The organism is Tateyamaria sp. (assembly GCF_039945315.1).
Lineage (GTDB): Bacteria > Pseudomonadota > Alphaproteobacteria > Rhodobacterales > Rhodobacteraceae > Tateyamaria.
Genome location: NZ_JBDUXB010000052.1, coordinates 65,393 through 91,130, shown reverse-complemented (window position 1 = coordinate 91,130; position 25,738 = coordinate 65,393). Strand labels below are relative to the sequence as shown.

Below are 25,738 nucleotides of genomic sequence, written 5' to 3'. Positions count from 1 at the left end.
GCACATGCGGAAAAAGTATGCGCCGGAATCGGGTGCCAAATCTTTGCCCCGTAAAGGGAATGCCCTCTTTTGCCATCTGTAACGCAGGGCGACCTGCCAATCTAAGGGGACACGTGGTGAAACTCATCATTGCAACGATCAAGCCGTTCAAGCTGGAGGAGGTTCGCGAAGCGCTGACCGAAGCCGGCGTGCGCGGTATGATGGTCACAGAAATCAAGGGCTTCGGCTCGCAATCGGGGCATACAGAAATCTATCGCGGCGCAGAATACGCTGTAAATTTCGTGCCTAAGGTCAAGGTTGAGATCGTTGTGGCAGAAGCCATGGCCGATCAGATCGTCCAGACAATCACAAAAACGGCCCAGACGGGCAAAATCGGCGACGGCAAAATCTTTGTCCTCGACGTGGAACAAGCGGTGCGCGTGCGCACCGGCGAAACCAACGAAGACGCCATCTAAGCGCTCCAGCAAAGGGAAAAACGGAAAATGAAACTCACGAAATCTCTCCTCGTTGGCGCAGGCTTGACCGCACTGCCGACGCTGGCGCTGGCACAGGATGCCGCTCCGGGCTTTGACGAGATCGGCCCATACATCATGACAACCCTGCTGTTCTGTATGGCGGGCTTCCTTGTCTTCTTCATGGCCGCAGGCTTTGCGATGCTCGAAGGCGGCTTGGTCCGTTCTAAGAACGTCACGATGCAGATGACCAAGAACATCGCCTTGTTCTCTATTGCTGCGATTATGTACTGGTTGGTCGGGTTCAACACGATGTATCCCGGCGACTTCAACGGTTACTTCGTGATCGGTGGTCAGACAGTCCTTGATGCAGTTGGTGTATCGGCGGCTGACGCAGCACTCGACTATGCGTCAGTTGGTTCTGACTTCTTCTTCCAGCTGGTGTTTGTCGCAGCGACGGCCTCCATCGTGTCGGGTGCCGTGGCTGAGCGCATAAAACTGTGGCCATTCCTGATATTCGTCATCGTTCTGACTGGCTTCATGTATCCCATCTCCGGTTCCTGGCAGTGGGGCGGCGGCTGGTTGTCCGAAGCAGGCTTCTCAGACTTTGCTGGCTCGACAGTCGTGCACTCCGTGGGTGGCTGGGCCGCTCTGGCTGGTGTGATCGTGCTTGGCCCGCGTCTTGGCAAATACAAGGACGGGAAAGTGAACCCGATGCCCGGTTCAAACCTCGCGCTTGCTACATTGGGTACGTTTATCCTGTGGCTCGGTTGGTTCGGCTTTAACGGTGGCTCGCAGCTCGCTATGGGTACAGTGGGCGACGTGTCCGACGTGTCGCGCATCTTTGCCAATACCAACATGGCCGCCGCTGCGGGTGCTGTCACAGCGCTGATCCTGACCCAGGTTCTTTACAAAAAACCTGACCTGACCATGGTGCTGAACGGTGCGCTGGCGGGACTGGTGTCGATCACGGCAGAACCCCTCGCGCCGACACTGTTTGGCTCGCTGTGGATCGGTGCCGTGGGTGGTATCATCGTGGTCCTGTCCATTCCGATGCTCGACAAGTTCAAGCTGGACGACGTCGTCGGCGCGATCCCGGTCCACCTTTTTGCAGGTATCTGGGGCACAATCGCCGTGATCTTCTACAACTCAGATGCAAGCCTTGGCACGCAGCTGATGGGCATCATCGCGTACGGTGTGTTTACCTTCGTCGCCTCGCTGATTGTTTGGTTCATCCTCAAAGCCGTCATGGGTATCCGTGTCAGCGAAGAGGACGAAATCAACGGCCTGGATATGGCTGAGCTGGGTATGGAAGCGTATCCCGAGTTTTCCAAGGGCTAAGGTCCTTTGAACAAAACAGGGAAAGGCCGGGCGACATCGCCCGGCCTTTTACATTTCTGAGGTGTACGACATGTCCACCTTACGGGATGCGGTTCCGGTAATGTGAGTGCACCGCTCAATCTAAAGTGTCAGACACCCGCTGCGATGATCGCATCCGCAAGGATCGGTATCGATTGCTCATTCAGGCCCGCAATGTTCATGCGACTGTCGCCAACCATATAGATCCCATGATCTTCCCGCATCTTCACCACCTGTTCGGGTGTCGCCCCAATTCGCGAAAACATGCCTCTGTGTTCGGCGAGAAATCCAAAGCGGTCGGACCCGGCCCTTTGCTGCAAGGCCTGCGCCAATTGCTCACGCAGCCCCAGCATCGACAGGCGCACGTCTTCCAACTCGGTCATCCAATCGGCACACAATGCATCGTCGTTCAGGATCATTGTCACCAAACGCGCCCCGTGATCCGGGGGGAAAGAGTAGTTTTGGCGATTCAGGAACGCCAATGTTCCCTGGGAAATCGCCTTGTCCGTCCCGTTGGCCACCATCATCAGAATGCCGGTGCGTTCGCGGTAGATACCAAAGTTTTTAGAACAGCTTGCCGCGATCAGGCATTCCGGTACAGCCGCCGCAACAGCCCGCGTGGCAGCGGCATCTGCATCCAGACCATCGCCAAAACCCTGATAGGCGATGTCGATCATCGGTACGGCGCCTGTTTCCTGTAGAACTGCAATCACGTCCCGCCATTGAGCCATGGTCAGGTTAGCGCCCGTCGGGTTGTGACAGCAGCCATGAAGCAGCACGACATCCCCGGCGCGCGCCGTTTTGAGGTCAGTAATCATACCATCAAAGTCAACGCCGCACGTACTGTCATCAAAGTAGCGATATTGCATCTTTTCGATGCCAAGATGGTCAAGGATCGACAGATGGTTCGGCCATGTCGGGTTGGACACGAAGACCCGTGCTTCGGGTCTCGCCATCTGAATCAGTTCAAACGCCTGACGCACAGCCCCCGTTCCGCCAGGTGTCGCCGCAGCCGCAACATCCTCGCGAGCGACCGCACCGCCCAGAACCAGTTTTATCATCGCATCCGAAAAGGCAGGATCACCAACCAGCCCAACATAGGACTTCGACGTTTCGGCCTCCCACAACTGCTGTTCAGCCGCTTTAATCGCGCGCATGATCGGCGTGTTGCCGCTGGCATCTTTGTAGACACCCACGCCGAGATCGACTTTTTCGCTGCGCGGGTCTTCGCGGTACATCTGCATCAGCATCAGAATGCCGTCAGGTTTCTGCGCGGAAAGGTGTTCAAACATCAGGCGTCTCCTGTAGCGACAGGCACGGTGGGGAACATCCCCCATTCGGCCCATGATCCATCGTAGAGCGACCAGCTGTCATTTCCGAGCCGCTCAAGCGCGAGGGACAGGATGGCTGCCGTGATCCCCGAGCCGCAGGTCGTGATCACCGGCTGGGACACATCCACACCCGCTGCCTCAAAAACCGCGCGGGTCTCTTCAGGCGTTTTCATGGTTTTGTTGCTGTTCAAAAGCCCGGTAAAGGGCACGGAACGCGATCCCGGAACATGACCAGCACGCAGGCCCTCGCGCGGCTCGGGTACGTCACCGCGAAAGCGACCGGCAGCGCGGGCATCCACGATCTGGGTCGAGCCAAGTTTGGAGGCTTGCGACACTTGCGTTACATCGCGCACAAGGTGGTTCTGAAAACGGACAGTCAGGTGACGGTCTTTGACGATGGGTGGCATGTCTTCGACCGGGCGCCCTTCTGCCAGCCATTTGGGCAGGCCGCCATCGAGAACCGCGACATCTCGGTGACCCATCAGACGGAACAACCACCACACCCGCGGCGCACTTTGTATGCCAGCCGCGTCATAGACAACGATCTGATGTCCATCGCCCACGCCCATTGCGCGCATGCGGCTCATGAACTTCTCTGCAGGTGGCGCCATGTGTGGCAAATCAGAGCGCGCATCGCTGATTTCATCAATATCAAAGAAACGGGCGCCGGGGATGTGGGCGGCGTCATACTCCGCACGGGGATCACGCTCTACACCCGGAAGGTACCAGGACGCATCCAGAATGCGCAGGTCAGGGTCTTTAAGGTGAGCGGCCAGCCAATCGGTCGACACAAGTGTTTTGGGATTATCGGACATGAGCGGGCTCCGCGGCGCTGTCAAAAACGCCCTTGGGTACCGCTCTGCGCCGTTTGTGACAAGGGGGCGTCGGCGACGAAACCTGCGACTCAGAGGCTAAGTCAGCCCTGTTTTAACAAGCGCTGTTTCTGACGGCCCCAGTCACGCTTGGCAGACGTGTCCCGTTTGTCATGCAACTTTTTGCCCTTGGCGATGCCGATTTTGATCTTCGCCATGCCCTTGTGATTGAAATAAAGGACAAGCGGCACAAGAGTCATACCTTTGCGCTGGGTCTGGTTCCAGAGGTTACTCAATTCCTTGCGGCTGACGAGCAGTTTACGCCGCCGACGCTCCTCATGCTTGAAGGATTTAGCCTGCAGGTACGGCGCAATGTAAGAGTTGACCAGCCACAGTTCGCCATCTTCTACGGCGGCATAGCTTTCGGCAATGTTGGCCCCGCCGACGCGCAGCGATTTGACCTCGGACCCTTCGAGGATGATGCCACATTCGATGTCATCGTCGATGGCATAATCATAGCGCGCCCGCTTGTTTTCGGCCGCGATCTTATAGTTTGGGTCTGATTTACCTTGTGCCATGGGTTCCGGATGTAGGCGGTGGTGAGATGTGGCGCAAGGGGTGCCCCAACCTAGGACGCAGTGCGGGTCGCAGCTTCTAATGTATTACAACCAATTGATCGGACTCGCTGTTCTGCCTTGCAAACCTTGGCGCACAATTGTGAGGCGGTTTGCTGTACAAACTGTCTTGGGACCAAGCGGGTCGAAAATGCTTAATCCCATTCCGAAATACGCCGCAACGTGATCCTAGGTTGGCTAGAAGGTTGATTCACATCCCAAGATCATGCGTTTTATCAAACTGCCTGAGCTCTAGCCTGCCCAAATGAAACAAGTTTCTTCCGGTTTTCATCCCATAAATGCAGTCGCGCACTTTGAAGGCTTTGCTTGATTGTCATGCGGTTGCTCGACGCAAGAACATCATGGTCCCGAAGCACTTCGGGCAACCGATAGAATGGAATCCGACTGTACAAGTGGTGCACGTGATGAATTCCAATGTTCCCGCTCAACCATTGCAACACGGATGGCAAGACATAGTGAGAGCTGCCGTGCAGCGCAGCATCATGCAAATCCCAGTCTTGCTCGGCTTCCCAATGAGTGTCTTCGAACTGATGCTGAACGTAAAACAGCCATACCCCAGCGCTTGCTGCGAGCAGGGTCGAGGGCAGGAAGATCAGAAGGATCGGCATGACCCCACCGAAGTAGAACATAACCGCCAGCGCAATGAAGATCACCGCGTTGGTGCCCATTGAGCTTACCCAGTATTTGGCATGACCGGTAAATCCCAGTGGCAGTCTGTTTTGCAAAATGAACAGGTAGCCGGGGCCGAGGCCAAATAGGACCAGCGGGTGCCGATAAAGTCGGTACAGCAAGCGCTGTAGTGGCGTTTTTGCCTGATACTCCTCAACCGTCAGGGTATGGACGTCGCCCATGCCGCGGCGCCCAAGGTTTCCGGACGAGCTGTGGTGCAGTGCGTGCGAAGACCGCCATACGTCGTAGGGCGTCAGAGTGACGATGCCGAGTGCGCGGCCGAGCCAATCGCTCAAAACGCGGTTCTTGAGGAAAGCGCTGTGGCCGCAATCGTGCTGAATGATGAACAACCGCAATAAGAAGGCGGCGTTACACAATGATATGACAAACGTCAGCAACGGGCTGGTTGACATGAAGTACCACGCCAAGGCCCACAAAAATACGAATGCGCCGACGGTTATCGCCAACTCAAAGCTGCTTCGGACAGTATCCGGTTCGCGATATTCGGACAGAATTTTGACCCAGTCACGAGCATTGTTCGTGTGATAGGCAGACGTATCGTTTTCGTGGGTCATTGCTTCTCTTCGGTTAGCCGTTTCCGCAGTGCTAAACGAAGTTTGCGAATATACAACCAACGATGCGGTTGTTCAGGTCTGAACTCTCAGCGAAATCGATACTGTGTGGCTATGAACCATCAGAAATGGGGGGCGGGAAGTTGAGAATCCGGTCGTCGTTTTGGAAGCATCTAATGGCAAATACGCTGGGATTGAGGTTTTGCGCTGAAGACCAAAGGCTCTCTTCTTGTGGTGAGAGGCCAATGATCGCCAAAATGGGAATCCCCAGTCATTCCAGCAACTTTTCCATAAGGGGCTCATCCAATGCAGCGATACTGCAGACACCGGTTCAATCCCCTAATTTTTTGTGTACCTCGTCCAGATCGATCTCCGCGATAGGCATCTTGTTGCCCGGGTCATCGAAATCGTATTTGAACAGGTCAAAGTCGCGTTTATAGATTTCGCGGACCAGATGCATGGACAGGTCGTCAAAATAGTCTTCAACCGGATGAGCACGCTTTGGCCCGTGCCCCTCGCTTTCGTTGAAGCGGGGGATTTCTGTGATGTTCACAGCATGTGGCGTTTTGATTGCCTTCATCACGTCTTCCATCCCCTCGTTGAACTTTTCTGTCCAGACGATCTTGTCGTAAGTCCCGCCGTTCACGATGAAGGTCGACACGTGACCTGACATGGCGGACCAGTGGATGTCCGGGTCCATGGGGCGTTTCCAGCGGATGGTATCGCGGGCAAAGAGTAGAAAGCGGCGAAAGGATTTGATCTGGTCAAACTCCTGCTTGCCATCCGGCCCGCCTACGTCGATCCCGTATTTCTGGATCAGGAGCGGTACGAGGTTACCACGATAGCGTTTGCCATTGCGCTGGATGCCGCAAATCTTGTCAAAGAACGAGCTGAGGATGCGGGTGTACGGGTTGCGTACACAGGTAAAAGCGTAAGAGTTTTGGGCCTTTACGTTGCTGGTGATGGTGGGCTGGCTGGCATCCAGCGCCCATTTATGCATACCACTCTTTGCGTCATGAATGTCGCCATCGAAGAACGCGCCGTGGTCAGAATAGTACATGATCTGACCGATGGTGGAACAGGCGCACTTGGGCACCACGCGGTACACAACACTTTCACTCTCTGTCATCCAGGTGCCTGGAAACCCCATACCGCCCGTCCTTTGTGCCCGCCGCCTATCCGGGCGGCTTGAATTGTCGTTAAAAAACCAAAGAAATCTTGTTTATTCAATCACTCCTTACCTCTATTCACGTAAACAATACTGGGTAAAGAGGTAGTTAAGTTTCCAGAATGGCCAAAATCGCCTACATCCTCCTGTGTCACAAAGACCCGGACGCTGTGATCAAGCAGGCGGAACGGCTGACTGCGGCTGGCGACTACATGGCGATCCACTTTGATGCCAATGCCGATGCGGCGCATTTCAAGCAGATCAAGACTGCGCTGAACGACAACCCGAGTGTGACGTTCGCCCATCGCCGCATCCGTTGTGGTTGGGGTGAGTGGAGCCTTGTGCAAGCGACTCTTCACGCGGTTGAGTCCGCCATCGAAGCGTTCCCGCGTGCGACGCATTTTTATATGTTGTCGGGTGATTGCATGGCGATCAAAACGGCAGAGTATGTCCACAACTTTCTTGATGACAATGACGCCGATTTTATCGAGAGCTTTGACTATTTTGAAAGCGACTGGATCAAGACTGGGTTCAAGGAAGAGCGACTGATCTACCGCCACTTCTTTAACGAACGCACGCAGAAGAGGCGGTTTTACACCAGCTTCCAGCTGCAACGACGCCTTGGGCTTACCCGTGAGATTCCGTCCGACATAGATGTAATGATTGGCAGCCAGTGGTGGTGTCTGCGGCGTCGCACGATCGAATGGGTTCTTAATTTCACCCGCGAACGCCGGGATGTCATGCGGTTTTTCCGCGGGACATGGATTCCGGATGAAACGTTTTTTCAGACCGTAGTCCGCCATGTGGTCCCAGAAGACGAAATACGATCGCGCACGCTGACCTTCCTGCTGTTCAGCGACTACGGGATGCCCGTAACGTTTTACGACGACCACTATGATCTGCTGCTCAGCCAGGATTTCTTGTTTGCGCGTAAGATAAGCCCCGAAGCGATTGACCTAAAACGACGTCTCGGCCTGCTCTATGCTGCTCAGAACGTGCATTTCCAGATTTCGAACGAAGGGACGAGCCTGTTCAAGTTCCTGACCGGGCGAGGCCGGATCGGCCGCCGCTTTGCCACCCGCTTCTGGGAGACCGAAAGCACGCTGGGGCGCAATCGCGAACTGCTGATCATCATCTGCAAGAAATGGCATGTGGCCAAACGGATGCTCGAACGGATCCGTCAGATGACGAACGTGCCTGCCATTGAGTACCTGTTCAACGAAGAACACTCTCCGCTTCCTGATCTGGGCGGCATCCAGACCACGTTGGAAAAGCGCACGCGCCACCGCCGGGCGTTGATGCGGATGCTGTTTGATTACTATGGAACCGACCGGCTGATTGTGTGCATGGACCCGGGCAACATTGACCTTCTTCAGGACTTTGCCGGGGATCGGTCGATCACCCGCATGTTGGAAATCAACTGCAACTTTACGGACGAGTATCTGGTGGGACACGCGATGCGCGTGGGTCTCGCCGGCGAACAAACCGGTGCTGAGACCATTGACCGATTGCTACCCACCATTCGCAATGACATCGTGTTTGAGTCCGACCGTATTCGCGATGCCGATTTCGAACATCTGGATCGGATCGAGGAGTCTGCTGACCTTGACCAGAACTCCCGCGCCCTTGCCCGGTTCCTGAGTGTTCCTGAAGACAAGGCGCGCGAGATTGCCGAAGTGGAATACCTGTTTGCAGACTAGGTAAGGCGGCCAAGCTCCGGTCACAACAAAACCACTCGAATACCACACAGCAACTGCGTATGGAGGCATTCATGACCGATGCCCCTCTCACCTTGTTCGCCATCACACTGCCTGGCCTTGAGGTCACGCTTGCAAATGAGGCGCGCGAACTTGGGTTCCGGGTGACAGATGTTGAGCCAGGTGGCGTTAGCATGGAAGGTGACTGGTCCGAAGTCTGGCGCGCCAATTTGGAACTGCGCGGTGCCACGCGGGTGCTGGTGCGGATCGGTTCGTTCATGGCCTTTCATCTGGCTCAGCTGGACAAACGTGCACGGAAGTTTCCGTGGACCGATGTATTGCGCGCTGATGTGCCTGTGCGCGTGGATGTTGCGACCTCGCGCAAATCCAAAATCTATCACGCAGGCGCTGCCGCCGAGCGGATCGAGGCCGCATTGCGCGAAGAGGCTGGCATGAGCATCGCACCTGATGCACCCGTCATTCTCAAGGTGCGGATCGACGACAATCGAGTCACGATCAGCGTCGATACGTCGGGCGAACTTCTGCACAAACGCGGGCACAAGCCCGCCGTCGGCAAGGCCCCAATGCGCGAAACCATTGCAGCGATGTTTCTGCGACAATGCGGATTTGATGGGACTGCGCCAGTGTTTGACCCAATGTGCGGTTCAGGCACATTCGTTATTGAGGCGGCAGAGATGGCCGCAGGTCTTCAACCGGGTCGGTCTCGTTCCTATGGGTTTGAGAACCTGGCCACCTATGACGCCAATGCCGAAGCGCTGCGCCGGACCAGTCGGTTACGTACGCCTGAAACGCGGTTTTACGGCGCGGACCGTGATGCCGGTGTCATCGACATGGCACAGGCAAATGCGGCAAAGGCAGGTGTCGATGATCTGGTGACGTTTACCTGCACCAATGCGGGCGAGGCGACGCCGCCCGAAGGTCCACCTGGCCTGGTCATCGTCAATCCGCCTTACGGAGCGCGGATTGGGGACAAAAAGGCGCTTTACCCTGTCTATGGACGCTTGGGCCAAGTGCTGTCCGAGCGGTTTTCCGGTTGGCGGGTTGGGGTTGTCACATCAGAACCCAGCCTTGCCAAGACCATGGCTTTGCCCTTCTTGCCGGACGGCCCGAGCATTGCACACGGGGGTCTGCGCGTCCGTCTTTACCGCACAGACCCTCTGCCCTGATTTATTTGGATTTCCACGTGTCCAGCCAGCGGCGGAAACGCCCACGCTTTTCATCCACCGCATCGCCAGCCGCCTCCCAGCTGTCCTGAAGCTCTTCCAGCTTTGGATCGATCCGCGCCTGGCGGAACCGCCGCCAGCGCACCCAGATTGCGTAAAAGAACGCAAAAAGCAGGGCCAGAATGATGATGTTGACCCAATAAATCCCTTTTGACGCATCCGGCCCGTCGACTTGCCTGATCGAAATGGCGTTTGGAAAGGCCGAGAAGAATTCATTGCGCCAGCCATAATGCGTGACCACATACCACTCGGGTGCCGCCCGGGTAGAGACAGCGTCTGCAGCTTCAGTATAAAGATTCGCTGTGTCGAACTTGAAATAGGGCGGCCAACTCCAGCCGGTGTCTTCGTTGCGGTAGACGATCGGTTTGCCGTTGGCGCGCACCCCCTGAATGAACTGTACATCGCGGGTGATCATTGCATCCGATTGTTCGTCTGGTCGCGACCAGAAGATACGTGTCCAGTCGTTGAGCTGCTGACGTTCCTCATAGGTGCTCACGATCCGCACGATGTCGCGGTGTGGCAGAGTGTAGTGCAGGAAGGCCGCGAGGCAGACCCAGAAGGTGATCAGAATGGTCCAGCCGATATAGCGCATGGGGGTCCCCTTCAGGCGAAGTTCACGAGGTAAATTATTAGGCAAACAAGCGACATTGGCACAATATACACGCCCAGTATCAGCTTGCGCCGCAGCGAGCTGTCATATTCCATAAGGCCCGCGCGGACATAGGCATCGCGCGGAATGTCAAAGTCGCCCGCGTCATATTCGGCCTCAAGCCGGTCGCGCGCCCGGGCACGGGAGTAAAGCGACAGCGACAGATAAATCACGCTGAGCACCACAAAGGCGATAAACAGAAGTCGAACGAGAGCCATCACTTACCTCCTTACTGCGCCCCATGGCCCCACCCGCGCGATCGGGTCGAGCGGTTCTGGCGTTGGGGTTTCCATCGGCGCGTCGTGACCAAACAGAGCCGCACGTGCACCCGCCTTGTCGGCCTTGTACTCGGCTTCGAGGTAGCGTGCGACATATTCCTTTTTCGCCTCCGGCCAGCGAGCATAGGCCGCGTAGAACGCCGGTTTGTGACAGATAAACAGCTGTCGCACATCGCGCGGCGAGAGTTCAGAGAGCAGCATATTGACCAGATCCATCTCTGAAGTGGCGGCCGCCCGCAAGGTGTAAAAGTAGGCCGGATGATCTGACGAGATACGCGGCCACTTGCCCCCGTTCTCGGCCCAATTCACCAGATCGGCCAGTCCGTGGAATTCGTCGGGCAGCAAGGCAGAGTGTCTGCGTGCCAGCATCCGCATGTCCCGCCGCGTCGTGCCCTCAAGGTCTACGCCAGCTTCGGTCACGGCAGAAACAAGGATAAAGTCCATTTTTTGGCGCAGGATCGCAGCCCCATCGATGCCGCGTGCCCTAACGATGGGTTCGACCAGATCGTTGTATTCGAGGAACTTGGCGATCTGGTTCCGGTCGGACAAATCAAAACAGTATTTGGTCGCCACATCGTCGGGTTTGTCCCGGGCTGCGATGGTCGCCGGGTGATCGAGCGTCTGAAAAATATAGAGGCCGCCGAAATGTGCCGTCCAGAAATTGCCCTGCTCGACCTTGAGCGGTTTCAAGTTGACCGGGTTGCGTGTCACATCACCCGTCTCTCCGGCCAGTGTGATCATCTCGGCGATCAGCACATCGTCAAACCAACCATCTTCTGAGCTGAGGAACGTATCAACCTTGTCCGCTAGAGCACCTGCATTGCGCACCGTGCCGCTGGTCGTGTCCGCCTCGACTGTGATCGCACGTATGTCGAACAGGCTGCGCGGTGTGGAAATATCATAGACAGAGTTGATCAATTCCCCCGCCACGGCATCCCGCGCTGTGAGGGCAAAGAGCGCGGCTTCGTTCTCCGTAAAGAACTGTTGCAAGATCGGACGGGAGGTCGAGAATTTTGCGTCCAGCAGCGGGCAGTGGCGCTGTTCAGAGCTAAGCAGAATGAACTGCCGGTTGACCCCGTTGTGGTTGAGGTAGAGCGGATCGTTCAGATCATCGCCCACTTCGGGGGAAAAGCCAGAGATGTCGATGTAGAAGTCGGTGAGGCTGGTGCGATTGCCCGTGAGGTGTTCGAGCGCACGGTTGTAGCGCTCGAACAGCGCAGGGGAGGCCACGTGGAAGAGGTTGCCATACATGAGGCCGCGTTGGATGAGCCGGATCATGGCATATTGCCTTTCGCCATGTCCTTGCCACGTTGCACTTCGACCCGTTGGGCGAGGTTGAACCACGAAAGCAACAGCATCGGCCCCCATGCGATTGCAAATAGTACAGAGCCACGAAGAGCAATCTCAGCAACCAAAAAGGCGCCCCCAACCGCCATCGCGCTTTGATAAGCGAGTGTATCAAACGCCACGAGAACCAACGCCGAAATCGCGACCAAAGCGATCGCACTTGCGACGACGGCCACTGCGACACTGCCATGCGAACGGGTGTCTGTTGAAACGAACGTACGAGGCACAAGCCACCCGAGCGCCCCAAGGATCAACAGTGGCAAGCCCGTGTTCCAGATGTTTGGTGTCTCGGTCACCCCTTCCCCTCCACCCACCGTTTCTTCGCCTCTTCCTGCCGGCCAAAGTCGCGCACTATCGCCTCTACGGCCACCTCATCCGACTTGTCCGCATAGCGGAATTCGCTGTCGGCGTAGCGGTTGATTTCCTGCACCACCATCTCAACCGTGATCGGCACGCGCAGTTCTGAAATCATCGCTTTCTTGGCGTCGTAGTCTTTGAATAGGAACAGTTCCGGGTTCTCCATCCATTCATCAGGCAGCTCGAAATCCATCGCGCGGACTTTGACTGCGTCGGTGATGTTCTTGATCGCGCGGCCGGTAAATCGGTCGTCGGCCTCTTGGATCGCCTTTAGGTACGTGCCGAGCTTGGCGATGGTGTCGAGCGTGCCGATGTTTGAATGCACGCGGTCGAACACCTCTAACAACCCGGCCTCGTGCGGACGCGAATGAAAGTCAAAGCTTGCGGCAACAGCCTTTTTGATCTCTTGAGCCGAGAAGACCTCGTGATCGCCGGTCGGGATGTCGTGGTTCTTGCCCATGAGCAGATAAAGGATGTCGATGTAATCTTCGCGGGTTTGCGGACCATCCACGAGGAAACGGGCCCCGGCGCGCTGACGCAGGGCGTCATCCACGTTTTCGGGATAGTTCGAAAACATGCCAAAGGTGCAATTGCCGCGCACAACCGTATTGGCCCCGGCAAAGCTTTCCATCAGAACGGCCGTGATTTCCAACTGCCCAGCAGAAGACTGTCGATCCCCCCGCTTGCCTGCAAGCTGGTCGATGTCGTCGATTGTCCCGAAACCGATGGCCGCCGGGTCCAACACGTTGTTGATAAACGCCTTGGCATTCTGGCCTGACTTGCCCTGGTAGCTGTCGATGTTGTCAGTGCTGAGGTTCTGATAGCGGAACGGGTAACCTGCGACCTGACAGTAATCATTGAGCAACCCGGCCATCATCTGGATCAGCGTTGTTTTGCCCGTGCCCGGTTTGCCATCGCCCATAAAGGTAAAGATGAACCCGCCCAGTTCGGCAAACGGGTTCAGCCGGCGGTCAAAGTCATATGCCATCAGCATCTTCGACAGTTTCATCGCCTGATATTTCGCGATGTGGTTGCCCACGACCTCATGCGGTTTCTTGAAGGTCATGGTGAGGGTGGTAGATTTCGCCGCGTGCGCGGGCCTGAACCCCTGTACTGTGAAATCATCGGCCTCGACCCGCCAGCTTCCTTGGGTAAACGGCGCAAGCCGTGGGGCGTTAGAGGCGCGCAACGCGACCTTTTCCATCAGCGCTTCGGCGAAGGCCGTGACGGCGGCGACCAGATGTGTGTCGTCTGGTGCGTGTGCTGCGATGTCCTGATCCAGTTCCCACAGCGCGCCGTGCAACGCGGTTTGACCGTTGTCGGTCAACACTTCTTCGACCTCACCGACTTCGGCGGTCACTTCGGTCTGGTGGGCAGACAGCAAGTAGGCGGTGGCATTGCCAAAGACGTAAAGGGTGATCAACGCTTCGGCGGCGAGCAGTTCTGCGAACTCGGTTTTGCGAGCGGGCGGCAAGGCCCCTTCGAGATTGGCGCGTTTCAGATCACCAAGACCAGAGACGGCGGCATAGTTTTCAGCCACCGCCAAAGCGATGGAAATGGCGCGGCGCAAAGCATTGAGCACCGTTGCCTGCACCGGCGACATCAGCGCATCGTCGTCATCCGCGGCCTCAATCGTCGCCATCAACTGCACGGCCCCAGTGGGCGTTGTGCGCCGTGTCACAAGCCCCGGTGTGGTGGTGCGAAACCGTCGCCGCGTGCCCATGCCAGAGGAGCGTTCCTGTGTTTCTGCGCCCTTGCCTTTGCCGATGCGCGGAGCATGATCAAAGCCTTGCAACATGGCCAGCGCCATTGGGTAGTGGGCGACGATCTCTGCCTCGCGCAGTTCCATTTGATCCGAAGTCTGGCTCATCTCACTGACCTGCTTTCTTCATCTTGACCAATACACTCTTGCCTCGAGGGCAAATGTGCCACTCAAACGACCCATCAATACCTCAACACTCGCCCTGCCGGGCTGACCACGAATTTGCGCACAGCGCCAAAGCCCGGCGGATTCAACTCTTCGAGCGCCTGAAACGGGCGCTGCGGCAACACGATGTTACGTTCCATCCGGGTGGTGCCCGTTTCTGCGCCCCGTCCGGCAAAGGGATCGAGCGCGAACACCTCGCGTTCGACACTCGAAAACCAGCCTGCGCGTTCTTCGACCACGCGTTCGGATTGGAGGTCTTCTTCGGTCCAGACCATTGCCCAATCTTGTCCTTCGGGTGCGCGCGCGGCCTCGAGCACTTGATTGATCGGGCCCGATTGCTGGGTGAACGCTGAGGAATACATTGGCCCCAAATGGAAGCGGCGCAGGCGTTTGGGATGCAGATCGTCGAAATCTTCGTCAAAGCCCGATGCGATCGTGACCAGTTTCAGCCCGCCCAGCGCCTGCGCCATCAAATGCGCCTGTGCTTCGGGCCAACGCCGTTGGTCTTTGGGCAAGGCCGTGCGCCCGGAGTCCTCGACCTCCATCATGTAGATGATGGGCAAGTTGACCTGACTGTCATAAACCGCCCAGTGAATACGGAATGTACGGCGCTCATCGCTTAGGTTGCCGGTCCACTCGATCTGCGGATCATTGCGGGGCCAAAAGAGTTGCCCACGCAGCAATTCCTCGTAATAGAGCCGCTGTGAGAGCGCGAATTGGAGCTTGGTCGGTGGTTTGCGTTCGCCGATGATCACTTCGACCATCTGCTTTTTCAGCTCATCCGCCGAAGGCATCCCCGCAAGGTGGCGTTCGGCCTGTTGCGCGTCAGAGGCCATGGTGATGATCTCTTCGGCGGCCGGGAAGCCGGATTCGATTGCGTCGATGGCAAGGCTGCCGAAAAAGCGGCCCGTATCGCGCCCGACCAGAAGGTATTTCTGGGACAGCGCGCGGAAGGTGAAAGTAAGTTCGGTGATGTAGCGGGTGAGGATCTTGACCTCGTCCCGGTTCAGATTGCCTTCGGCCTCCATTACACCTGCAACGCGGCCCAGATGCGAGGTTATCGTCTCAAACTTTTTGAAGTAGCGTCGCGAGGCGAAAAGGTCGGTGAGGCCGATGGTTTCGGGTTGGGTGTTCATTCGCCACTACCTCCGCCACTGCCATCACTCCACTTTTGCCGACCCGAACGGTCAGGCTCGGAGTTTATTGCACCGAGCCAAATCAGCCCAAACAGAAGCAGCGCAAATCCGATGATGTAGACCCACCATTCCGCACCGAATTTGGCGGCAACAGCGATGGTGGCGAAACCACTAGCGACAGGAACGAGTTTCTTAATCATTCAACCCTTGCACCAACTGCACACGAGGGTTTTGAAAGTAAACTGAGATCACCCGCCCTTACGCCCCCGTGTCAGAACGAACATTCCAAAGAGCCCGCACAGCAGCCCTGCGATGTTCACCCATGGCGGCGCACCAAACGCAAAAGTGCCGATGAGGCTGAGAATGGAAAGCGCGATGGCGGCGATGCCGAGTCTAATGTTCATTTTTGTCTTTCCATTTTACATACCAATCTACGCTGACGGACCAAAACCCGTAGGCAAGTACCACGAGCAGTGCAATTGCTGAGATTGTTTGGAATGCCACCTCATAGGTTGACCTGCCCCAAGTCTCGATCGAAAACCATTTCGCGAGTGTCAGCAGCCCCAGTACGGCAAGTGCAAAGGATGTGAGCGAAGCGCGTTTCAACATTTACCCCCCATACGCATTGCTGTCGTGCTTCTCCACGATCTGCGAGAAGCGGCGGGCAAAGCGTTCGTCCGCCTTGGCCTTCTGCTCCAACACGTCGCGGGCAAAGACCATGTGATCCTCGTGCGCTTCCAGCATGTCAGCCATCTTCTTGTTGGTCGCGGCACCAATCCCGGCCATTGCGGTCTGTGCCTCCTGATCGGTCTTGACCCCGATTTCGTTGATGCGGTGCGCCACATCCTGTTGCTGCGCCGTTTTCAGCGACTTTGTGAGGGCATCGTATAGAACCACGCGTTGCTTGGTGTCGGTTTGCAGTTTGTTGATCAGCACCATCTGCGTTGCCGCCTGGTTCTGAAGGCTGTCGATCCAGGTTTTGCCCTTTTCGATATAGCGTTCCAGCGTCTGGGATTTGGCCAGCTTGACCTGTTCGTCCTGCACCATCTGATTGTACTTGCTGTTCACATCCGCCAATTCGGTTTCGAGCGCCGTACGTTTTGCTGCGTCAGTTTCCGAGGCGATCTTGTTTTCAAGCGTGATGATTTGCGGGTCCATCGCCTGAATATCACCCTGAAGCGTGGCCAGTTCCTGAACGGTCATCTCACGCTCATCCAGCGTTTCGGTCAGGTTGCCCTCGACCTTGACCTTTTGCTCTTCGAGCATGGTCAGTTGCCCGGTTAGCAGTTGCACAATCACGTCGGATTTCGAGATCAGGTCCTGCAACTTGTCGTCAATAGAGGCGCTGCGCACCCGTTCTTGGCGCATGGATTCAGATTTGGCCTTGGCAAAGATGCCCACGACGCTTTCCCAGCCGGTCTTGTTGCGCATCTCGTCAAAGTCTTTGGAGAATGCAGCCGTGACGTCGTCGAGCCCCATGATCAGCTCGGCAATGTTGGCGTTCATGACGTCAGTATGAGCGTGCACGTCCTCAAGTGTGGCGTTTTCGATGTCGATGGCAATGTCGTCACCCGACTTCATCTTGGCGCGCGCAACCTCGATCCGGCTAGTCAATTCGGCGATCTTGGTTTGTGCCTCGGCAACCTGGTCTTGAGATTCTTTCACCTGACTTGCGAAATCCGCCATTTAATTCTCCGTTCTATCAATGTGTTGGAACCCATATAGGCAATGTTACTCCGATTTACATCGGTTAAATCCCTTAGATTTCCCAAATTGTTGCAAAACCGTCTCGGGAAAGAAAGCGGCAAGACAGGGTTTTCGAGCCCGCATTGCACCTGTACTGCTTGAACGCGGTTCATACGAGGGCATGATATGGCGAGCAAAGCTGAGGAACGGCGCACCGCTCTGCGCGATACGTTGATTGATATTGCGGAACGTCAGATTGAAGAGACAGGCCTGGCCGCTATCAAGGCCCGCCCATTGGCGCAGGCTGCTGGATGTTCGGTCGGTGCAATTTACAACGCCTTCGGAGATCTTGAGGACATCATAATCGCGGTGAACGGCCGCACCTTTGGTAAGCTTGGTCGTCATGTTGCGGCCGCTTTGAAAGACAAGACCGATCATTCCGCGACAGAGCGGTTGGTGGCGATGTCATATGCCTATCTTGATTATGCCGCAGCCCACCCCAACCTTTGGCGCGCCCTTTTTGAATTGCGCATGTCGACGGATATGGAGGTGCCTGACTGGTACCTGAACGAGTTGGGGCAACTGTTCAGCTATATTGATGGGCCAGTTCAGGAATGTTTTCCGGATATGGAACCGCAGGACGTCAGTTTGATGACCCGGGCGCTGTTTTCATCGATCCACGGAATTGTCATGCTTGGCCTTGAAAACAGGATCAGTGGCGTGCCCCAAGATCAGATCCACCGGATGATCGGAATGATCCTGCGATCCGTTACTGGAAATGAATTTTTCTGAACAGCGTTCACATTTTTCCTTGAACATCGTTCATGGCGCGCCTATCTCCTTCCTTGAACGATGTTCACAGCAGGAGAAAAATTATGTTATCTACATTTCGAACACTCTTTGTCGGGGCCAATGCTCGCGCTGAAGACCGGCTACGCGATGTTTATGCCATCGAGTTAATTGATCAGAAAATTCGCGAAACGGAAGCACAGGTACAGGCCGCCAAAGGAACCCTTGCCAGCCTGATTCAGCGTCGCCGGTCAGAGCAAAAACTGTTGGATATGCTGCACACTCGGAGCGAGTCGTTGACAGAGCGTGCCCGCGCCGCAATTGCCGCCGGTCGCGACGAAATGGCGAACGAAGCTGCGACCGCCATCGCGGAAATGGAGAACGAAACCGTCGTTCGTCAAAGCACCCTCGACCGCCTTGATACTCAGGCCACCCGACTGCGCGCATCCGTAGAGAAAGGCCACCGCCGCGTGATTGATCTGAAACAGGGCGCACTGCAGGCCAAGGCGATCCGCCGCGAGCAGACAATGCAGGCGGGGCTGAACACCACGTTGAAAGGCGTATCTTCAGCCGACGAGGCGCAGGATTTGATCAACAAAGTCGTCGGCAAAGATGACCCGTTGGAGCAGGCCGAGATACTGGCTGACATCAATGCAGGGCTTGATCACTCCAACCTCGAAGACCGGATGGCCGACGCAGGTTTCGGGGAGTCCACCAAGGTTACAGCGCGCGACGTGCTGGACCGACTGAAAGACTAGTCAATCCACGAGAATTTTTTGAAGAAGGAAAAGACCCATGTTGAATGATAAACCCGACAATACCGTCATCATGATGTTCAATGCCGTTGGTGTGGCTGCCGCCTATGCACTTCTTGGCCTGTCGCTGTACCTCAGCACAGACGTGCCCCTGTCCACAAAAGGCTTTTGGGGCATTGGTATCTTGTTGCTGACCCTCAGCCTTGTGAATTTCGTTAAGTATCGTTTTGACAACCAGCAGCGCGTTGACCGGATCAACCGGATTGAAGAAGCCCGTAATGAAAAGTTGCTGGAGGATTATGTGAGCGACACCAAAGACGCCGCCTGATCAATCTACTCCCCACATTAACGGGCCGCTTTGTTTCTAGAGCGGCCCGTTTTTTCGTTAGCCAACCACGTTGTGTTCGGGTCCGTAAGGAAATCCGGTGATGTTCTCGGCACCGTCTTCGGTTATCACCAGAATGTCGTGTTCACGGTATCCGCCTGCGCCCGGCTGACCCTCTGGAATGGTCAGCATCGGTTCCATCGAGATGACCATGCCGGGTTCAAGCACCGTGTCGATGTCCTCGCGCAGTTCCAGCCCCGCCTCGCGCCCATAGTAGTGGGACAACACGCCAAAGGAATGCCCATAACCAAAGCTGCGATATTGCAGCAGATCGCGCTCAGCGAAGAATGCGTTGACGGCATGTGTCACCTCAGCACAGCTGGCACCCGGCTTTAGCAGCGACATCCCCAGTTCGTGTGCGCCCACATTGGCCTCCCACAACTTTAGGCTCGCGTCGTCCACTGTCTCGACGAACAGCGTGCGTTCAAGGGCCGTGTAGTAACCCGAGATCATGGGAAAGGTGTTCAGTGACAGAATATCGCCCCGCTGCAATGCCCGCGCGGTGACTGGATTGTGGGCGCCGTCAGTGTTCAGGCCCGACTGGAACCAAACCCACGTGTCACGGTATTCCGCATCGGGAAAGCGCTTGGCAATCTCCAACTCCATCGCGTCCCGTCCGGCCATCGCCACGTCGATCTCGCGCACCCCTGCTTTGATCGCGTCCCGAATGGCGTAGCCGCCCACATCGGCCACTTGGGCCCCATGGCGGATCAGCGCGATCTCGGCCTCGGATTTATGCATACGCTGGCGCATTGTGGTGTCGGATAGATCCACGGTGGCGACGGGTTTGAGGAAATCCTCCATCTTGCCCTGTTGCAGCAGGGTCAGGTGATCGGACTCAACTCCGATCACGCCGCCTTCGCCTGTCACTTCGCGCACCGCGCGCCAGAAATTGTCGCGTTGCCAGTCGGTGTAGGTGATGTTGTCTCCATGACAGCGCCGCCATGGCTGGCCTGCATCGATCCCAGCGCTGATGGTCACACAAGCGTCTTCAGTGACGACACACGCATAAGGGCGGCCAAATGCGCAGTAAAGAAACCCCGAATAATAGGCGATGTTGTGCATCGAGGTGAAGACGGCTGCGGTCGCGCCTTGCGCCTCCATCCGGTCGCGCAATTCGGCGATGCGCGCATCATATTCTGCCCCCTCAAACGGCAGAGGACCCTGTTCCCCGTTGTGCAGTCGGTAGAAATTTGGACGAGTGGTCATCCCTGACCCTCCTTTTTATCAGAAGGTCCCGGCGTTCAGGACGAAACGGCGTGATGGTGCAAGCGACGCCATCGCTTGCGGCCATGTTTTCTGTCGCGGATCAGGGCTCCGTCGTCAAGCGCGAGATCAGGTCAGAGGCGGGATCAGAGAGCGGCTCGATCACATTGAAGTGGTGTTCGCCCGCAATGACAGCATGTGCGCAGCCCCACGCCTGTGCCAGCCCACGCGCCTGTTCGAGAAACGAGGGACGTTCGTCGCCGCCAACCCATACGGTCACAGGCACGTCCGGGGCGGGTTGGTGCACCGGGCTTTCGGCACGAGCCATATCGGTATCCATCCCGAAATCATCATTCATGCTGGTGCGCAACAAAGGTTCCAGATCGGCGACCGGTGATATGGGCACTGCATGGATCAACCGACCGCGCACATTTGCCGGCAGCATCCCCGGCGCCAGCATACGCGCCGCAAGGTGCCCTCCGGCCGAGTGACCCGCGAGGCTGAGAGGGCCCGTTGCAGCATCCGCGATCGTCGTCATCGCTTGTGCGACCTGTTGTGTAATTCCGGCGATCCGAACTGTCGGGCACAAATCGTAAGATGGCATGGCAACCGCCCACCCCCGCGCCAGTGCGCCCGCAGCCAGATGCGACCAATACGAGGGATCATATTTGAGCCAGTATCCACCATGCACAAAGATGAACGTGCCTTTGGCCTCGCCCTCGGGCGAAAAATGGTCGAACACCATGCGCTCGGACGGGCCATAAGACACCCCCAATCGCGCGCGCGCCCCAAGGTAGGCGCGAAAAGCCGCCGCCTGTTCGATCCATTGCGGGGCAAAGTGTTCAGACCCCGGAACATAGGCCCCGATTGCGTATGCGTCGTCGAGTTCGGCCATGTGCCCTCCTGCCATTGGAACTTTACAATCTTAGGCTGGCTTGAAAGACAAGCGCCAGACCCGAAAGGAGATACCCATGCTGGATCAGAACACAGACCTGAAATCGATGCTCAAGGACCCGACATTGCTGGAAACCAGCGCCTATGTGAATGGCGCTTGGTTGGACGGTGACAAGGGCACGTTCGACGTCACCAACCCGGCGCGTGGCGACGTGGTGGCGCAGGTTGCTGACCTGAGCCGCGAACAGGTCGCCGATGCCATCGGTGCCGCTGAAGTCGCCCAAAAGGAATGGGCCAAGTGGACCGGCAAAGAGCGCACAGCCGTGATGCGCAAGTGGTTCGACCTGATGATGGCCAACCAGGATGATCTGGGCATCATCCTGACTGTCGAACAGGGCAAGCCACTGGCCGAGGCCAAAGGCGAAATTGCCTATGGTGCGTCCTTTGTCGAGTTCTTTGGCGAAGAGGCCAAGCGGATCTACGGCGAAACGATACCCGGTCATCAGCGTGACAAACGGATTACCGTTTTGAAGCAACCCATCGGTGTTGCCGCGTCGATCACGCCCTGGAATTTCCCGAACGCGATGATCACGCGCAAGGCTGCGCCAGCGTTGGCTGCTGGCTGTGCCTTTATCGCGCGGCCCGCCGAACTGACGCCCCTGTCAGCCATCGCGATGGGCGTGCTAGCCGAACGGGCGGGCATCCCCGCGGGCGTGTTTCAGGTTGTCACCACGTCAGACGCCTCGAGCACGGGCAAGGAATTCTGCGAAAACCCGATTGTGCGGAAACTGACCTTTACCGGATCAACTGCGGTGGGGCGCATTTTGCTAGGCCAAGCCGCCGATCAGGTCATGAAATGCAGCATGGAGCTGGGCGGGAACGCACCCTTCATCGTGTTTGACGACGCTGATCTGGATGCAGCGGTCGAAGGTGCCATCATGTGCAAGTTCCGCAATAATGGCCAAACCTGCGTCTGCGCAAACCGAATTTACGTGCAGGCGGGCGTCTATGACGCCTTTGCCGAAAAGCTAAAAAGCCGGGTCAGCCAGATGAAGGTTGGTGACGGTCTGGAAGCAGGCGTGGACCTTGGGCCGCTGATCAATACGGCAGCGTCTGCGAAAGTCGCAAGCCACATCAAGGATGCCACGGAAAAGGGTGGACAGATCATTTTGGGCGACGCATCGGGCGATCTGGACGGCAACTTCTTTGCGCCCACGATCATCACTGGCGTCACGCAGGATATGGCCGTCGCAACCGAAGAAACCTTTGGGCCGCTTGCCCCTCTCTTCAAGTTCGAGGACGAAGACGAGGTGATCGCCATGGCGAATGACACGATCTTTGGCTTGGCGTCTTATTTCTATGCCAAGGATCTGTCGCGCGTTTACAAGGTCGCCGAAGCGCTGGAATACGGGATCGTAGGGGTGAACACAGGCATCATCTCGACCGAGGTCGCGCCGTTCGGCGGTGTAAAGCAATCCGGTCTGGGCCGCGAAGGATCCCATCACGGGATCGAGGATTACCTCGAAATGAAATACGTCTGCATGAGCGTCTAACGCTTGGCCCCACCTGACAAAGGTGCAGGTGGAGCCATCGCCTTACTCTTTTACAAGCCGCAGTTTGGCCAAATCGGTCCTGACAACAATATTGCTCTCAAAACCACCGTCGCGCACGGCGCTTTCATAGTCCGCCTGTGTCAAACCGCCCTCGGGCAGTGGGTATGGTCCCTGACGCGGCGCGCCCATCGGTGGGATCAGGTGGGTCAACATCAGGTTCGGCACCCCGGCCCGTTTCGACAGACTGCCCAAATCCGTTGCTGTGGACTGACGGAAATAGATTGGTGGGGGAAAACCGGTTGTCCCATCCGGCCCCATGACGGGGTGAATGACCGAATGCACCACAATGTCAGCCCCTTTGGCCAGCAATTCAACCTGAGCAGACGTGGACGTATCGCGTGGTGGTGCCGGGCTGTCATTGCCTGCATCACCGCCGATCACGACGCTGCCAGCCGGCGTGTCCACCCGGTAAGAGGCGTGGCCCGCCACGTGACGGCTTGAAATGGCGGATACGCTCACTTCACCGCGTTCCCATACTTTTTGGGGTGTTTGAGAGGCCGGGAACGTCATGACATTCAACAGGTCAGACGGCCCGCCGGGCAAACGTTTTGGATTTTCGGCCAGCCGCTGCGCCATCTCTCCCGACTGGATCAGCGGGGCGCCAAGAGCCTTGGCAAAATTCTCGCAACTCATGATCCGATTGCCCGCCGCCTCGGCGTCGGCATGGCAGACCATGTCGACCTTGGGACCCCCAGAATTGAAATGCCAGCGCAACTGCATCATGTCCGGCAGCCCTTCGGAATGGTCAGAGTGCACATGGGTCAGGAAAACGGCTGTGAGACGGCCGACAGGCACACCGATTTTCGACAGCTGTTGCGTGGTGCCGCGCCCTGTATCGAACTGCAAAAGAACGTCTCTGCACCCGGTTTCTTCGTTGCCATATGTGACCAAAGTTCCGGACCCAGCCTGTCCCTGAAAGACTGGTGGACCGCCTTGGGTGCCCGTCAAAGTGACCTCAATACACGGAGCTGCGATTGCTCCTGTGCCCGAGGCGGCGACAGCCCAAAAGGCCACCGCAGCTAAGCGGTTGAACATAATGAATCCTCCCAGTTTCATCGATATTTTATGATTTTTACAGTTTTACCGATTTTTTGGAAGGTTGGCAAAAGAAAACGCGGCAGGTCAGGGACCCGCCGCGCTGAAGTTACGTCAAGACTGATCTATTCAGCCGCGCGCCGCGGCAATACCCAACCGGGCCGCACAAAGTGACAGGTGTAACCGTTCGGAATACGCTCGAGGTAGTCCTGATGCTCAGGCTCGGCCTCCCAAAAATCGCCCACGGGCTCGACCTCGGTCACTGCCTTTCCCGGCCACAAACCAGATGCGTTCACATCCGCAATGGTATCTTCGGCAATCAGTTTCTGGTCCTCGTCCACGTAGTAAATGGCAGAGCGATAGCTGAGGCCGCGGTCATTGCCCTGTTGGTTGATCGTGGTCGGGTCGTGGATCTGGAAAAAGAATTCCAGAAGCTCGCGGTAGGACGTCACAGACGGATCAAAGATAATCTCGATCCCTTCTGCATGGGTGCCGTGGTTGCGATAGGTCGCGTTCGGGACATCGCCGCCGGTGTATCCTACCCGCGTTGCCTTGATCCCCGGTTTCTTGCGGATCAGGTCCTGCATTCCCCAGAAACATCCGCCTGCCAGAACTGCGCGTTGATCGGTCATGCCACATCCTCCACTTGATCCAAATATTTGCCATAGCCTTCGCTTTCCATATCGTCGCGGTGGACAAAACGAAGCGAGGCCGAATTGATGCAGTACCGCAGGCCGCCGCGATCCCGTGGTCCATCGGGGAAAACGTGGCCCAGATGGCTGTCACCGTGTTTGGAACGTACCTCGGTGCGGATCATGCCGTGCGAGACATCGCGGAACTCTTCGACATAGACGTCCTCGATCGGTTTGGTGAAAGAGGGCCAGCCGCAGCCGGATTCAAACTTGTCCGAAGACGCAAACAACGGCTCGCCCGAGACGATGTCGACATAGATGCCCGGCTCTTTGTTGTTGAGCAGCTTGCCGGTTCCTGGACGTTCTGTCCCACTTTCTTGCGTGACATAGAATTCTTCAGGCAACAGGGTCGCGATGACGTCGGGGTTCTTGGTGTATTCAGACATGATGTCCTTTCCCGTAGGTTTGACGAGGGTTAGTCCATATTTGGAGCAATTCGCCACGATTGAAAGAGGGTGACGCCGACGGATTTTGCCCTAAATGCTGCATACCCGAGAATGAGAGGCCAAGATGCACCGTATCCTAGTCGTCCTGCTCGCCATGTGTTTCAGCGGTATTGCGTCCGCTGACCTGCCCGATGTCTCGTTTGCATCGATTGACGGCGGGCAGCTGCATATGTCCGATTGGAACGGGCGTCCGGTGATGGTCGTCAACACCGCGTCGCAATGTGCCTTCACCGGTCAGTACGAAGAATTGCAAGCGCTCTACGATACGTATCGCGATGAGGGCCTCGTGGTGTTGGCCGTCCCTTCAGACGACTTTCAACAGGAACTAGACACGGCCGCTGAGGTAAAAGAGTTTTGCGATATGGCTTTTGGCTTGGATATGCCGATGACCGATATCACAAGTGTGAAGGGCGCGCAGGCCCACCCGCTATACCGCTCGGTCAAGTCAGAGACGGGCTTTGTCCCACGCTGGAATTTCAACAAGGTCCTGTTTGGCGCAGACGGCGATGTAATTGCGACATGGGGCTCGCGCACATCTCCAATGTCAGCAAAGGTAAGACGCGCAGTCGCAGAAGCCATCGGGCGGCAGTAGGTGCCCGTTGCG

28 protein-coding genes are annotated in these 25,738 nt (G+C 56.8%); 9 read left to right on the top strand and 19 right to left on the bottom strand.

Features of this window, described 5'->3' with window-relative positions:
* Positions 1–116 precede the first annotated feature (116 nt).
* On the top strand, positions 117–455 hold the full coding sequence (locus ABJD00_RS16520; RefSeq protein ID WP_413832654.1) for a P-II family nitrogen regulator: 339 nt from the start codon (positions 117–119) through the stop codon (positions 453–455).
* 27 nt (positions 456–482) lie between these two features.
* Positions 483–1,793 (top strand): ammonium transporter, encoded by a 1,311-nt coding sequence (locus ABJD00_RS16515; protein ID WP_413832652.1) that lies wholly within the window; start codon positions 483–485, stop codon positions 1,791–1,793.
* 128 nt (positions 1,794–1,921) lie between these two features.
* On the opposite strand, the gene ABJD00_RS16510 is transcribed toward ABJD00_RS16515, so the two are convergent.
* From ABJD00_RS16510 to ABJD00_RS16490, 5 genes are all read right to left on the bottom strand, one after another.
* Positions 1,922–3,103, bottom strand: coding sequence for an aromatic amino acid transaminase (locus ABJD00_RS16510; RefSeq protein WP_413832650.1), 1,182 nt, complete (start codon positions 3,101–3,103; stop codon positions 1,922–1,924).
* Complete coding sequence (sseA, locus tag ABJD00_RS16505; protein WP_413832648.1) at positions 3,103–3,957, bottom strand: 3-mercaptopyruvate sulfurtransferase; 855 nt, start codon at positions 3,955–3,957, stop codon at positions 3,103–3,105. The genes ABJD00_RS16510 and sseA overlap by 1 nt, the downstream gene beginning before the upstream one ends.
* Before the next feature lie 101 nt (positions 3,958–4,058).
* Positions 4,059–4,532 carry an SsrA-binding protein SmpB gene (gene smpB, locus ABJD00_RS16500; protein ID WP_413832646.1) on the bottom strand — a complete coding sequence of 158 codons (474 nt, stop codon included), beginning with the start codon at positions 4,530–4,532 and terminating at the stop codon, positions 4,059–4,061.
* Positions 4,533–4,804: 272 nt separating this feature from the next.
* The gene (locus ABJD00_RS16495; RefSeq protein WP_413832644.1) at positions 4,805–5,833 is read right to left on the bottom strand and encodes a fatty acid desaturase; all 1,029 of its coding nucleotides are present in this window, start codon (positions 5,831–5,833) and stop codon (positions 4,805–4,807) included.
* A gap of 328 nt (positions 5,834–6,161) precedes the next feature.
* Positions 6,162–6,980 (bottom strand): sulfotransferase family protein, encoded by an 819-nt coding sequence (locus tag ABJD00_RS16490; RefSeq protein WP_413832642.1) that lies wholly within the window; start codon positions 6,978–6,980, stop codon positions 6,162–6,164.
* Between the two features lie 140 nt (positions 6,981–7,120).
* On the opposite strand from ABJD00_RS16490, the gene ABJD00_RS16485 reads away from it, so the two are divergent.
* Positions 7,121–8,698, top strand: a complete 1,578-nt coding sequence (locus ABJD00_RS16485) for a DUF5928 domain-containing protein (RefSeq protein WP_413832640.1) — start codon at positions 7,121–7,123, stop codon at positions 8,696–8,698.
* 71 nt (positions 8,699–8,769) lie between these two features.
* The gene (locus ABJD00_RS16480) at positions 8,770–9,882 is read left to right on the top strand and encodes a THUMP domain-containing class I SAM-dependent RNA methyltransferase (protein ID WP_413832638.1); all 1,113 of its coding nucleotides are present in this window, start codon (positions 8,770–8,772) and stop codon (positions 9,880–9,882) included.
* A 1-nt stretch (position 9,883) separates the two neighbouring features.
* On the opposite strand, the gene ABJD00_RS16475 is transcribed toward ABJD00_RS16480, so the two are convergent.
* From ABJD00_RS16475 to ABJD00_RS16435, 9 genes are all read right to left on the bottom strand, one after another.
* Entirely contained in the window at positions 9,884–10,531 is a 648-nt protein-coding gene (locus ABJD00_RS16475) for a DUF1523 family protein (protein WP_413832636.1), read from the bottom strand.
* 11 nt (positions 10,532–10,542) lie between these two features.
* Positions 10,543–10,806, bottom strand: a complete 264-nt coding sequence (locus ABJD00_RS16470) for a hypothetical protein (protein ID WP_413832634.1) — start codon at positions 10,804–10,806, stop codon at positions 10,543–10,545.
* Between the two features lie 3 nt (positions 10,807–10,809).
* Positions 10,810–12,144, bottom strand: coding sequence for a DUF6638 family protein (locus tag ABJD00_RS16465; RefSeq protein WP_413832632.1), 1,335 nt, complete (start codon positions 12,142–12,144; stop codon positions 10,810–10,812).
* Positions 12,141–12,509, bottom strand: a complete 369-nt coding sequence (locus ABJD00_RS16460; protein ID WP_413832630.1) for a hypothetical protein — start codon at positions 12,507–12,509, stop codon at positions 12,141–12,143. Before ABJD00_RS16460 ends, ABJD00_RS16465 begins: the two co-directional genes overlap by 4 nt.
* The gene (locus tag ABJD00_RS16455) at positions 12,506–14,440 is read right to left on the bottom strand and encodes an ATP-binding protein (protein ID WP_413832628.1); all 1,935 of its coding nucleotides are present in this window, start codon (positions 14,438–14,440) and stop codon (positions 12,506–12,508) included. The genes ABJD00_RS16460 and ABJD00_RS16455 overlap by 4 nt, the downstream gene beginning before the upstream one ends.
* 74 nt (positions 14,441–14,514) lie before the next feature.
* The gene (locus tag ABJD00_RS16450) at positions 14,515–15,633 is read right to left on the bottom strand and encodes a hypothetical protein (RefSeq protein ID WP_413832626.1); all 1,119 of its coding nucleotides are present in this window, start codon (positions 15,631–15,633) and stop codon (positions 14,515–14,517) included.
* Positions 15,630–15,833 carry a hypothetical protein gene (locus tag ABJD00_RS16445; protein WP_413832624.1) on the bottom strand — a complete coding sequence of 68 codons (204 nt, stop codon included), beginning with the start codon at positions 15,831–15,833 and terminating at the stop codon, positions 15,630–15,632. Before ABJD00_RS16445 ends, ABJD00_RS16450 begins: the two co-directional genes overlap by 4 nt.
* Before the next feature lie 48 nt (positions 15,834–15,881).
* Positions 15,882–16,037, bottom strand: a complete 156-nt coding sequence (locus ABJD00_RS16440; protein WP_413832622.1) for a hypothetical protein — start codon at positions 16,035–16,037, stop codon at positions 15,882–15,884.
* Between the two features lie 205 nt (positions 16,038–16,242).
* On the bottom strand, positions 16,243–17,319 hold the full coding sequence (locus tag ABJD00_RS16435; protein WP_413832620.1) for a hypothetical protein: 1,077 nt from the start codon (positions 17,317–17,319) through the stop codon (positions 16,243–16,245).
* 186 nt (positions 17,320–17,505) lie between these two features.
* Here ABJD00_RS16435 and ABJD00_RS16430 point away from each other — a divergent pair, with 186 nt between their 5' ends.
* From ABJD00_RS16430 to ABJD00_RS16420, 3 genes are all read left to right on the top strand, one after another.
* Positions 17,506–18,111, top strand: coding sequence for a TetR/AcrR family transcriptional regulator (locus ABJD00_RS16430; protein WP_413832618.1), 606 nt, complete (start codon positions 17,506–17,508; stop codon positions 18,109–18,111).
* Positions 18,112–18,194: 83 nt separating this feature from the next.
* Positions 18,195–18,866 (top strand): PspA/IM30 family protein, encoded by a 672-nt coding sequence (locus ABJD00_RS16425; protein WP_413832616.1) that lies wholly within the window; start codon positions 18,195–18,197, stop codon positions 18,864–18,866.
* Positions 18,867–18,903: 37 nt separating this feature from the next.
* Entirely contained in the window at positions 18,904–19,191 is a 288-nt protein-coding gene (locus ABJD00_RS16420) for a hypothetical protein (protein WP_413832614.1), read from the top strand.
* Positions 19,192–19,248: 57 nt separating this feature from the next.
* Here the strand turns inward: ABJD00_RS16420 and ABJD00_RS16415 are convergent, their stop codons facing one another.
* Complete coding sequence (locus ABJD00_RS16415) at positions 19,249–20,457, bottom strand: M24 family metallopeptidase (protein WP_413832612.1); 1,209 nt, start codon at positions 20,455–20,457, stop codon at positions 19,249–19,251.
* A 100-nt stretch (positions 20,458–20,557) separates the two neighbouring features.
* Positions 20,558–21,349 (bottom strand): alpha/beta hydrolase, encoded by a 792-nt coding sequence (locus tag ABJD00_RS16410; protein WP_413832610.1) that lies wholly within the window; start codon positions 21,347–21,349, stop codon positions 20,558–20,560.
* A 76-nt stretch (positions 21,350–21,425) separates the two neighbouring features.
* Here ABJD00_RS16410 and ABJD00_RS16405 point away from each other — a divergent pair, with 76 nt between their 5' ends.
* Positions 21,426–22,901: an NAD-dependent succinate-semialdehyde dehydrogenase gene (locus ABJD00_RS16405; RefSeq protein WP_413832608.1), complete on the top strand. Its 1,476-nt coding sequence runs from the start codon at positions 21,426–21,428 to the stop codon at positions 22,899–22,901.
* A gap of 42 nt (positions 22,902–22,943) precedes the next feature.
* Here the strand turns inward: ABJD00_RS16405 and ABJD00_RS16400 are convergent, their stop codons facing one another.
* The 3 genes from ABJD00_RS16400 to msrB all read right to left on the bottom strand — a co-directional run bounded on the left by ABJD00_RS16400 (position 22,944) and on the right by msrB (position 25,074).
* On the bottom strand, positions 22,944–23,996 hold the full coding sequence (locus tag ABJD00_RS16400) for an MBL fold metallo-hydrolase (protein ID WP_413832606.1): 1,053 nt from the start codon (positions 23,994–23,996) through the stop codon (positions 22,944–22,946).
* Between the two features lie 125 nt (positions 23,997–24,121).
* Positions 24,122–24,628 (bottom strand): peptide-methionine (S)-S-oxide reductase MsrA, encoded by a 507-nt coding sequence (gene msrA, locus ABJD00_RS16395; RefSeq protein ID WP_413832604.1) that lies wholly within the window; start codon positions 24,626–24,628, stop codon positions 24,122–24,124.
* Positions 24,625–25,074 carry a peptide-methionine (R)-S-oxide reductase MsrB gene (msrB, locus tag ABJD00_RS16390; RefSeq protein WP_413832602.1) on the bottom strand — a complete coding sequence of 150 codons (450 nt, stop codon included), beginning with the start codon at positions 25,072–25,074 and terminating at the stop codon, positions 24,625–24,627. Before msrB ends, msrA begins: the two co-directional genes overlap by 4 nt.
* 124 nt (positions 25,075–25,198) lie before the next feature.
* Here msrB and ABJD00_RS16385 point away from each other — a divergent pair, with 124 nt between their 5' ends.
* Complete coding sequence (locus ABJD00_RS16385; RefSeq protein WP_413832600.1) at positions 25,199–25,726, top strand: glutathione peroxidase; 528 nt, start codon at positions 25,199–25,201, stop codon at positions 25,724–25,726.
* The last annotated feature ends 12 nt before the right edge of the window (positions 25,727–25,738 follow it).